The organism is Micromonospora sp. NPDC049114, assembly GCF_040648635.1.
GTDB lineage: Bacteria > Actinomycetota > Actinomycetes > Mycobacteriales > Micromonosporaceae > Micromonospora.
Window position 1 is genome coordinate 220,369 of the sequence record NZ_JBEZEA010000010.1, and the last position, 9,751, is coordinate 230,119.

At 74.3% G+C, this 9,751-nt stretch carries 8 protein-coding genes; 4 read left to right on the forward strand and 4 right to left on the reverse strand.

Going from position 1 to position 9,751, the window contains the following annotated elements; genetic code table 11:
- Positions 1–9: 9 nt before the first annotated feature.
- On the reverse strand, positions 10–2,304 hold the full coding sequence (locus AB0B39_RS25540; RefSeq protein ID WP_357575587.1) for an AAA family ATPase: 2,295 nt from the start codon (positions 2,302–2,304) through the stop codon (positions 10–12).
- A gap of 179 nt (positions 2,305–2,483) precedes the next feature.
- The gene (locus tag AB0B39_RS25545; protein WP_357575588.1) at positions 2,484–3,599 is read right to left on the reverse strand and encodes a hypothetical protein; all 1,116 of its coding nucleotides are present in this window, start codon (positions 3,597–3,599) and stop codon (positions 2,484–2,486) included.
- A gap of 95 nt (positions 3,600–3,694) precedes the next feature.
- Here AB0B39_RS25545 and AB0B39_RS25550 point away from each other — a divergent pair, with 95 nt between their 5' ends.
- Positions 3,695–4,351 carry a response regulator transcription factor gene (locus AB0B39_RS25550; protein WP_234581645.1) on the forward strand — a complete coding sequence of 219 codons (657 nt, stop codon included), beginning with the start codon at positions 3,695–3,697 and terminating at the stop codon, positions 4,349–4,351.
- A gap of 47 nt (positions 4,352–4,398) precedes the next feature.
- On the forward strand, positions 4,399–5,781 hold the full coding sequence (locus AB0B39_RS25555) for an ATP-binding protein (RefSeq protein ID WP_357575600.1): 1,383 nt from the start codon (positions 4,399–4,401) through the stop codon (positions 5,779–5,781).
- Positions 5,782–5,806: 25 nt separating this feature from the next.
- On the opposite strand, the gene AB0B39_RS25560 is transcribed toward AB0B39_RS25555, so the two are convergent.
- Both AB0B39_RS25560 and AB0B39_RS25565 read right to left on the reverse strand, forming a co-directional pair.
- Positions 5,807–7,453 carry a tetratricopeptide repeat protein gene (locus AB0B39_RS25560; protein WP_357575589.1) on the reverse strand — a complete coding sequence of 549 codons (1,647 nt, stop codon included), beginning with the start codon at positions 7,451–7,453 and terminating at the stop codon, positions 5,807–5,809.
- A 57-nt stretch (positions 7,454–7,510) separates the two neighbouring features.
- A complete protein-coding gene (locus AB0B39_RS25565; protein WP_357495706.1) occupies positions 7,511–7,972 on the reverse strand; it encodes a MarR family transcriptional regulator in 462 nt (153 codons plus the stop codon).
- A 49-nt stretch (positions 7,973–8,021) separates the two neighbouring features.
- On the opposite strand from AB0B39_RS25565, the gene AB0B39_RS25570 reads away from it, so the two are divergent.
- Both AB0B39_RS25570 and AB0B39_RS25575 read left to right on the forward strand, forming a co-directional pair.
- A complete protein-coding gene (locus AB0B39_RS25570; RefSeq protein WP_357495579.1) occupies positions 8,022–8,543 on the forward strand; it encodes a VOC family protein in 522 nt (173 codons plus the stop codon).
- Positions 8,544–8,568: 25 nt separating this feature from the next.
- Positions 8,569–9,501, forward strand: a complete 933-nt coding sequence (locus tag AB0B39_RS25575; protein ID WP_357575590.1) for a hypothetical protein — start codon at positions 8,569–8,571, stop codon at positions 9,499–9,501.
- The last annotated feature ends 250 nt before the right edge of the window (positions 9,502–9,751 follow it).

Genomic DNA, 9,751 nt, shown 5'->3' on the forward strand with positions numbered 1-9,751 from the left:
TGCCGTCGGTCAGCGGCAGGGGCGCAGGACGCCCAGGCGCTGGGTGGCCCGGGTGAGCGCGACGTACAGGTCGCTGCGCCCGCGCGGCGACTCCGCCACCATCCGGTCCGGGTCGACCACCAACACCGAGTCGAACTCCAACCCCTTGGCCTGCGCGACAGTCAGCACGACCACCCGGCTCTCCAGCTCCGGGTGCTCGCCCACGGTGGCCTCCGGCAGCGCGGCGGTCAACGCCGCGCCGAGCGCGTCCACCCGGCTGGCCGGCACGATGACGCCGAGCCGCCCGTCGGTCAGCCCGGCAGCCTCGCGCGTCGCCGCCGAGACCAGCTCCGCGGGCAGCTGCTCGTCGGGCACCGCCCGGTCCCACGGTGGTACGCCGCTCTCGCGCACCGAGCGCGGTGGCCGCAGCGCCGGGTCGATCTCGGCCAGCACGTCGGCGGCGACCGCCATGATCTCGGCCGGCGTGCGGTAGCTGACCGTCAGCTCGGTCAGCCGCCAGCGCCGCGCCACGTAGGGGGCGAGGGCATCGGCCCAGGAGGGCGTGCCGGCGAGCGCGCCGGTCTGCGCCACGTCCCCGACGATCGTCATCGACCGGCTCGGGCAGCGGCGCATCAGCAGCCGCCACGCCATCGGCGACAACTCCTGCGCCTCGTCCACGATCACGTGCCCGAACGCCCAGGTCCGGTCGGCGGCGGCGCGCTGCGCGGTGGTCAGCCGGTCGGCCTCCTCCTGGCGCTCCAGCAGGCGGTCGGCGTCGATCAGGTCGGTCACGCCGAGGATCTCACCGCCCTCGGCCTCGTCCTCGACGTCGATCGAGCGGGAACCCCGGGCGATCTCCAGAACGCCCTCGGCGTACTCCCGTTCCATCATGCGGATGCGGTCCCGGCGGGCCGCGGCCGCCCGCTCGTCCTCACCGAGCAGCTCGGCGGCCTCGTCCAGCAGCGGCACGTCGGCGGGCGTCCAACCGCCCGGTTCGCGATGCAGCCGGGCCCGCTCGTCGTCGGTGAGCATCGGCGCGGCGGCGGCGATCCGGTCCGGGTCGGCGTACAGGTCGGCGAGCAGGCGCTGCGGGGTGAGCACCGGCCACAGCCGGTCGAGGGCGGCCTGAATGCCCGTCTCCTCGCGCAGCTCGCGGCGGATCTCGGCGCGGTCGGCCTCGTCGAGCAGGTTGTCCCCGCCCAGCGGGTCGGCGCCGATCCGCTCCGCCACCTGGTCGGCGAGCGCGTGCACGATCTCCACGTCGAACAGCGCCCGGGCCAGGTTGTGCGGCCGGTCGGTGCGGCGCACCCGGTCCCGGGCGGCGCGCACCGTCTCCGGGTCGAGGGTCAGCACCTCCCGCTCCACCTCGATCTCGAGCGGCTCGTCCGGCACCCACTGCCGGTCCCGCACGGCCAGCGCCAGCACCTCGGCCAGCACCGCCCGGCCCTTGAGCGCCGCGGTCTCGGCCGGCTCGACGCGCTGGGCGCTCACCCCGGGAAACAGATCACCCTGGGTACGCAGCAGCACGCCCGTCTCGGCCAGTGTGGGCAACACCTGGGAGATGTAGCGCAGGAACGTCGCGTTCGGGCCGACCAGCAGCACACCCCGGCTGGACAGCTCCCGCCGGTGTGTGTAGAGCAGGTACGCCGCCCGGTGCAGCGCGACAGCGGTCTTGCCGGTGCCGGGGCCGCCCTGGACCACCATGACGCCGGGCAGGTCGGCGCGGATGATCTGGTCCTGCTCGGCCTGGATGGTCTCCACGATGTCGCGCATCCGGCCGGTCCGACCGGCGTTGAGGGCGGCCAGCAACGACGCCTCACCGGTCAGCTCCTCGTGCCCGCCGGGCGAGGCGCTGTCGATGTCGAGCACCTCGTCGTTGAGCCCGGTCACCTTGCGCTGGCGGGTGCGCAGGTGCCGCCGCCGGCGTACGCCCTGCGGGTTGGCGGCGGTGGCGAGGTAGAAGGGACGTGCGGCGGGGGCCCGCCAGTCCATCAGCAGCGGGTCGTAGTCACCGCTGGTGTCGAAGATCCCGATTCGGCCGATGTATCGGCGGGAGTCGTCGTCGCCGTCGAGCCGGCCGAAGCAGAGCCCATTCTCCACTGCGGAGAACTGCTCCACCTGGTCGGCGTACATCGCCACGGAGCTGTCGCGCTGGGAGCGGTCCTGCAGGGTGCCGCCGGTGTTGCGCAGCTCGGCGGTGAGCCGGTGGGCGGCCTGCTCACGTAGCCCGTCCAGCCGGTCGTAGAGCATCGAGACGTACTCCTGCTCGCGGCCGATCTCGTCGTCGAGCGGCAATTCACCGGTACCGCCGGAGTGCCTTGACAAGCCGTCTCCCTAAAGATTAGAATGCTCTGCAGGAACGGCTTTTACGCCGTTCTTTTTTGTGCCCTCGAATTGTTGAAGATAGCGCGGCCCGGCGGCTGTCACCAAGCCGACCGGGCCGATTCGAGTCACACAACGCCGGGCCGACCAACAGGTCGACCCGGCGCGAGAGCTTCGGGAAATCAGCCGCGGGCCACCTGGTAGAGGCGCTCGGGGGTGACCGCTCCGGCGAGCACCCGACCGTCGTCGGTGAGCAGCACGCTGAACAGCTTGCCGGCGAGCAGTCGGCCACTGCCCCAGTCCCCGCTGACGGCCGGCAGCCCGCCGAGCAGCTTCGACACGTCCGCGTTCGGCGTCGCACCGGCAGGCTTGCCGGCGGCCGCCTTGCCCGGGGCCCCGTCCAGGCGCGCGACCAGGACTGTGGTCCAGCCGTCGCCCGCGGTACGCACCTGCGGGTCGCCGCCCCGTGCCGCCTGCGCGGGCCGGCCCGCCGACGGCCGCTCGGCGGTCTCCTCGGTGACGGACACCCCCGGTGGCGGGTTGAAGGCGAACTGGTCGGCGTCGGGACGCCGGTAGTCGACCTGGGTGAAGGCCATCTCGAACGCCGGCTGGTCGCTGCCCTTGGCGAGCACCTCGAAGCGCAGCGGCACGTGCTGCGTGGCGTCGATGGCGATCCGCAGCTGGTGCACCAGCGAGTCACTGTCGCGCGGCTGGAGCACCAACTCGTAGGCGTCCCGACCGGCGACGGTGGCCGAGCGGCCGACGCTGACCTCGGTGCTCGGATCGATCGCGCCCAACGCCAGGTCGGCGGCCTCCTGCGGGGTGGCGGGGAGGCTCGGCGTCGCCGCGGGACCCGGCTTTCCGGTCGTGCCCGCGTCGCCCAACGTGCGATGGCGCGCGGTGTTGCCCCGGCTCTCCCAGGTCCACACGTCCCGGCCGTTGCGGATCACGTCCTGCTCGCCGAGGGTGTCCACCAGCGCGACGCGCTGCCGCTCCGGACCGGAATACCAGACCCGCAGGGTGTGCGTACCGGTCAGCAGGGCGCTCAGATCGTTGCCGGGGATCAGCCCGACCAGCGGCGGCAGACCGAGGTCGGCGCGCTGCACCACCGTCCCGGACAGCCCCTCCAGCCGGGACGTCTGAAGATCCACCAGGAGTTGGGCGGCGGTACGCGGCGGCAGGCTCGGCTCCGCCTCGGCGGCGAACGTGCCGATCGCGGCGCCTCCACCGATGACGACGACGCCAGCGGCCGCCGGGACCAGCCAGCGCAGGACGGGACGGCTTCTCAGGATCGACATGGTGCACCTCCTGCCAGACATCCTGCCCGGTCCGCGCTGTGAAGGCGCTGAGGACGCCGAACCTTCGACTTTGACCCAGGTGGCACCCTTGGACCGTGCGGTTGTTGGTGGTGGAAGACGAGGCCCGGCTGGCGGCTGCCCTGCAACGCGGCCTGCAGGCGGAGGGGTTCGCCGTCGACGTGGCGGCGACCGGCCCCGCCGGCCTGGACGCGGCCCGGCACGGTGGGTACGACGCGATGATCCTCGACGTGATGCTGCCCGGGCTGTCCGGCTACGAGCTGGTCCGCCGACTGCGCGCCGAGCAGCACTGGCTGCCGGTCCTGATGCTCTCGGCCAAGGACGGCGAGTACGACCAGGCCGACGGCCTGGACTGCGGCGCCGACGACTACCTGACCAAGCCCTTCTCGTACGTGGTGCTGTTGGCCCGCCTGCGGGCCCTGCTGCGTCGGGGAGCGCCGGAACGCCCCACCGTGCTGACGGTCGGCGACCTGCGGTTGGATCCGGCCCGCCGACGGGTGACCCGCGCCGACGCCGAGGTGACGTTGACCGCGCGGGAGTTCGCGTTGCTGGACTATCTGATGCGTCGTCCCGGCCAGGTGATTTCCAAGATCGAGCTGCTGGACCACGTGTGGGACGCCAGCCTGGAGACGGCGCCCAACGCGGTCGAGGTGTACGTCGGCTATCTGCGCCGCAAGCTCGGCCGCGACCGGCTGGAGACCGTCCGGGGCGCCGGCTACCGGCTGGCGACGTGACACCTGCCGGTCCGGTCCGCCGGCTGCCCGGGTGGGGCCTGCGCGGGTTGGGCCTGCGCGGGCGGCTCACGGCGCTCGGCGTGCTCGGCCTCACCGTCGGGCTGGCCCTCGGCGGGGCGGTGCTGCTGGGCGCGCTCGGCTTCGTGCTCCAGCGCACCGTGGACACCGAGGCGTTCCGGACCGCCGACGCGGTAGTCCTGCTCGCCGCCGAGGACGCGTTGCCCGACCCGCTGCCGGTGGCGGGCGGGCAGGTCCGGGTCCAGGTGATCGACGCGCAGGGTCGGATCCGGGCCGCCTCGATCGACGCGGACCGGCTGGTCCCGATGGTCCGCCCCGAGCGGTTGGACACCGGTCACCGTCAGCGCCTGGTGGTGCCGGCCGAGCGCGTCGGACTCGCCGGCCCGGTGCGGGTGGTCGCCGTACCGGCCGGCACCGACGCGGATCCGCTCACCGTCCTGGTCGCCCGGTCGATGGCCGACGTCCGGCACAGCACGCACGTCGTACGCGCCATCCTGCTGGTGGCGTTCCCCCTGTTGGTGGCGATCCTGGCCGGGGTGGCGTGGCGGGTGATCGGTGCGACGTTGCGTCCTGTCGAGGCGCTGCGCCGGGGCGCCGAGGAGATCACCGGCCGCGCGGGCGGCGGTCGCCTGCCGGTGCCCGCCTCCGCCGACGAGATCCATCGGCTGGCGGTCACCCTCAACGGGATGCTGGACCGGATGGAGTCGGCCCGGATCCGGCAGCGTGCCTTCGTCTCCGACGCGGCCCACGAGCTGCGCAGCCCGCTCACCAACATCCGCACCGAGCTGGAGGTGGCCCAGCGGCTCGCCGACCGCACGGACTGGACGGCGGTGACCGTCAACCTGCTCACCGACACCGAGCGGTTGAGCCGGCTGGTCGACGACCTGCTGCTGCTGGCCCGCCTGGACGAGATGCCACCGGCGCGGGGGACTGGCCCGGTCGACCTGACCGCCCTGCTGACCGAGGTCGCCGCCCGGTACCCGTCGCCACCGGTGCTCCTCGTGCCGCCGCCCGGCCCGCTGTGGACGACCGGAAACGCGGCCGAGCTGCGGCGGGTGCTGTCGAACCTCGTCGACAACGCGGTCCGGCACGCACGCGGCAGCGTGGTCCTCGCCTCGGAGCCGCACGACGACGCCGCGTACCACCTGGTGACGGTGACCGACGACGGCCCGGGGATTCCGGCGGCCGACCGGCGGCGGGTCTTCGACCGTTTCACCAGGTTGGACGACGGCCGGGGCCGCGACGACGGTGGCGCCGGCCTGGGCCTCGCCATCGTGTGGGAGCTGGTCCGCCGTGCGGGCGGCACCATCACCCTGGCCGACACCGACGGCCCGCAGGGGCTGCGGGTGCGTCTGCTGCTGCCGAGGACGCCGACCGGGGATGCGCAAGAAGCGGCGGTCGACACACCATGACGGCGGCGGCGAGTCGGTCGGGTCGTCAGCGGCGCTCGGTGCAGACCTGGTTGGCGCTCGCGACGGTGTCGGTGGACCAGACGACAGCCACGGTGAAGCAGTAGTCGTTGGCGCGGTTCAGCGCGTAGACGATGTAGCTGTCGGTGCCGGCGGGCAGCGTGGCGATCGCCGTCTTCTCCTGCCCGGCCCGGCCGGCCGACACGACCACCGGTCCCTCGCCGCCGGCCGGGTACGTCCAGCGCAGGGCGATGTTGTCCCGGTTGTCGCGCAGACTCACCGCTCCGGGCGGGGTGCCGGGAGCGGCGACCGGCGCCGCCGTGCCGGCGGCAGCGGTGCCGGTGGCGGCCGGCGCACCCGTGCCGCTCGGGCCGGTGCTGGGGGAGCCCCTGTCCGGCCCGGGTTTCGGGTCGTCCCCGTCGCCGACCCGCGCCACCCCGGCGATCACCGCCGCCGTGCCCAGCAGCACCACGACGACGCCGGCCACCAGCACCGGCACCAGCCGGTTGCGCGGCGACGTCTTCGCCCGGTGCACGGGCACCGGCAACAGCCGGGACGGCGTGTACGGCTCCAGCGGGGCGTACGGCTGCGCCGGTTGGTCCGGCTGGGCCGACGCGCCGGGGCGGTGCAGCCGGTAGACGCCGGACGTCTCCTCGGTGCCGCCCGTGAACCCGGCCACCGACGGGGGCACCGGCGGAACCGTGGAGTGCGGGACGGGGTCGTCCGTCGGGTCCGGTGGCCAGCGGAAGCCCGGCGACCCGTCCGGCTCGTCGGCCGGCACCCGGGGGTTCGGCACCGAGCCGACCCCGTGCACCGGCCGGCCCTCGTCGTCGTGATCGACCGGACCGGTCACCCCCGGGTCCACCGAGCGGGGCGGGGGCGCGGGTGGGTGGTACGCGGACTCGACCGGCCGGTCGCTGTGCGGCGCGGTACGCGCGGCGGGCACCACCGGGGCGTCCCGGTCGGCGGGTGCGTCGTCGGCGCAGACATGGTCGGGGTTGGCCGCCGCCCGGGCAAGAGCCGCCACCTGCAGCGCCAGCGGGTCGTCGGCGGCCAGGTGCTGCCGGCACAGCTCGCGGGCCAGCGCCAGGTTGTCGTGCGCCTCGGCGAACTGCCCACAGTCGCGCTGCATGGCACCGAGCCGGGCCAGCATCTTGATCCCGCTGGGGTGACCGTCGCCGTACACCTCGCGGTGCAGCTCCCAGGCGTCCTGGAGGCGGTCGCGGGCCACCGTGCACTGGCCCCGGGCGTACTCGACGGTGGCCAGATCGGCGTGTGCGGCCAGCACCCGCAGCGACTCGGGCCCGTCCTGCGCGGTCAGCTCGATGATGACTTCCTGGTACAGCCGGGCGGCTCGGGAGTGGCTGCCGACCCGGTGCAGCACCGCGGCCAGGGTGGCCGCGGCGGCCACCGTGCGAGGGTCGGAGCGACCGTGCAACCGGGTGGTGGCCGCGTACGCGAAGGCGGCCCAGCCTCGGGCGGAGTGCGGCTCGCCCAGGGCGACGAGCACCCGCGCCTGGAGGCTGGCCGCCTCGGCCAGCTCGGGCGTGGCGTTGGCCGGGCGGGGGTCGGCGTCGGTGAGCGCGTCGGAGAGCAGCCGTTGCGCGCCAGCCACGTCGCCAGTGGACACGAGGTGGTGCGCCTGGTCAGTCAACTCGTCGAAGCCGGAGGACACGCCCCATCGTGCTCATCCGACGACGGTAAGTACAAGACCCGCGCCGGTGCCGATCGGTCAGGATCTCCTCAGGTGCTCGGCCAACGTCTCGCTGATCCGGCGCAACTGGTCGACCTGGGCCGGGCTCAACGGGTCGAACAGGTGTCGGCGTACCCCCTCGACGTGGCCGGGGGCGGCGGCGGCGAGGGTGGCGAAACCGTCGTCGGTGAGCACCGCGATCTGCCCGCGCCGGTCGGTGGGGCAGTCCTCGCGGCGTACCCAGCCGGCCGCCTCGAGGCGGGCCACGGCGTGCGAGAGCCGGCTGCGGGACGACCCCGCCGCGTCGGCCAGGTCGCTCATCCGAAGTTGCCGGCCCGGGGCCTCGGAGAGCCGGACCAGGATCTCGTAGTAGGCGTGCGGCATGCCGGCATCGCGTTGCAGCTCGCGGTCGAGCGTGTCCATCAGCGCCCGGGAGGCGGCGAGGAACGCCCGCCAGGTGCGCTGCTCATCGGGGTCCAACCAGCGGGTCATGACGACCATCATACCTGCAGTGGTTGAACGCTCAACTAAATCGCGCTAGTCTGGGGCCATGGGTATCCACCGACTCAACCACGCGGTCCTCTACGTCAGTGACCTCGCCCGCAGCGTCGCCTTCTACCGCGACGTGCTGGGCTTCCGCCCGGTGGCGATGACCCCGGACGGCTTCCGGGGCGCCACCTTCCTCCAAGCCCCGGACTCCACCAACGACCACGACCTCGGCCTGTTCGAGATCGGCGCGGCGGCCGGCCGCTCCACCGCCGGCCGGGCCACCGTCGGGCTCTACCACCTGGCGTGGGAGGTCGACACCCTCGACGAGCTGGCCGCCACCGCCGAGCGGCTCGCCGCCGCCGGGGCGCTGGTCGGCACGTCCGACCACGGCACCACCAAGAGCCTCTACGGCCAGGACCCGGACGGCCTGGAGTTCGAGGTGGTCTGGCTGATCCCGGCCGACCTGCTCGACGACACCGCCCTGGCCGCCCGCAAGCAGATCGGTCGGCTCGACCTGGACGCCGAGCGGCAGCGCTACGGCGGGCAGACCCGCGGTGGCGTGGGGATCTCCGTGCCGGCCTGAGCCGGCCATAGGGTAGAACGGACCGATGCCGACCAACCGGACCACCGACTTCCTTCGTGAGCTGCTGGTCCGCCAGGTGACGACCTGGTTGCCCGCCGCCCTGCACCGCTCCCGGCGGGCAACCATCGCGCTGGCCTGGGCCGGCGCCGACGGCGGCGCGGCCGAGGCGGTGCTGCGGGTGGTCGCCGGCCACGCCGCCCAGGTGCGGGGTCGGCAGGTGACGGTGTTGGTGCTGGCCGACGACGCTGCCGACCTGCCGGCCCGGCTCGGGCCGATCGAGGCGGAGTTGCCTGCCGAGGTGACCGTGCACCTGCTGCCCGGCGGTCCGGACCGGCTGCCGGTCGCGGTGAAGGCGGCCGGTGCGGCCGGGTCGCCGCTGTTCTGTTTCCTGGACCTGCCCGGCCAGGTGTCCCCGCAGTTGCTCGGCGCCGCCGCCAACGGCCGCACCGGCGAGGTGCTGCTGCACGCCGGCGGCGTCGCCCGTGCGGCCCTCATCGCCGCCGGGTTCCCGCTGGTCGCCGAGGTGGCGCCGGTGCTCCCGACCGACGCTGCGGCCGGCGCGACAGCTCCGGCCGGCGCGACGGATGACGCGGCGGCCGGCGTGGTCGCGTTCGGCAGCCGTTCGGACCGCAGTCTGGAGGCGGTGCGTGACGCGCTCTGGACGGTCGGCGCGGACCTCGGCGTGCGCTACCGCGACCCCGCCGACCCGACGGTCCCGCCGATGGACGTGGCCGGGGATCCGCTCCTGGAACCGCTGGCCGGAAAGCTGCTGGCCGAGCTGCGCCGGGGCGGGCCACGGCCGGTCACCGAGCTGCGCCGGCACACCCTCACCGCAACTGTCTACCGTGCCGCGGACGCCAACCGCGCGCTGGCCAACCTGGTCGAGGCGGGCGACGTACGCCGCGAGCGCGACACGGGCCGCCTGGCCGGCGACGAGATCATCACGCCCACGCGCTGAGGCCCCCGCGATCTTGCACTTTCTGTCCCGGCATACCGGAGATACCGCCCAAAACAAAGACCGAAACTGCAAGATCGGCGGGGCGGGGCGGGGCGGGGCGGGGCGGGGCGGGGCGGGGAGGGGAGGGGAGGGGTGCGCGGGCGGGTGGGGTGGGTGGGCGCGGTGGGGGGGGGGGGGGGATGAACCCCACCCCCCCCCCCACCCCCGGCGCCACCAACCCGGAGTTTTGATGGTTCCAGACAACGCGGCC

Coding starts and splice junctions, on each gene's coding strand:
- AB0B39_RS25545 (WP_357575588.1), bottom strand. CDS start 3,599: ATGTCGATCCTGAGAAGCCGTCCCGTCCTGCGCTGGCTGGTCCCGGCG.
- AB0B39_RS25565 (WP_357495706.1), bottom strand. CDS start 7,972: ATGGTCGTCATGACCCGCTGGTTGGACCCCGATGAGCAGCGCACCTGG.
- AB0B39_RS25570 (WP_357495579.1), top strand. CDS start 8,022: ATGGGTATCCACCGACTCAACCACGCGGTCCTCTACGTCAGTGACCTC.
- AB0B39_RS25575 (WP_357575590.1), top strand. CDS start 8,569: ATGCCGACCAACCGGACCACCGACTTCCTTCGTGAGCTGCTGGTCCGC.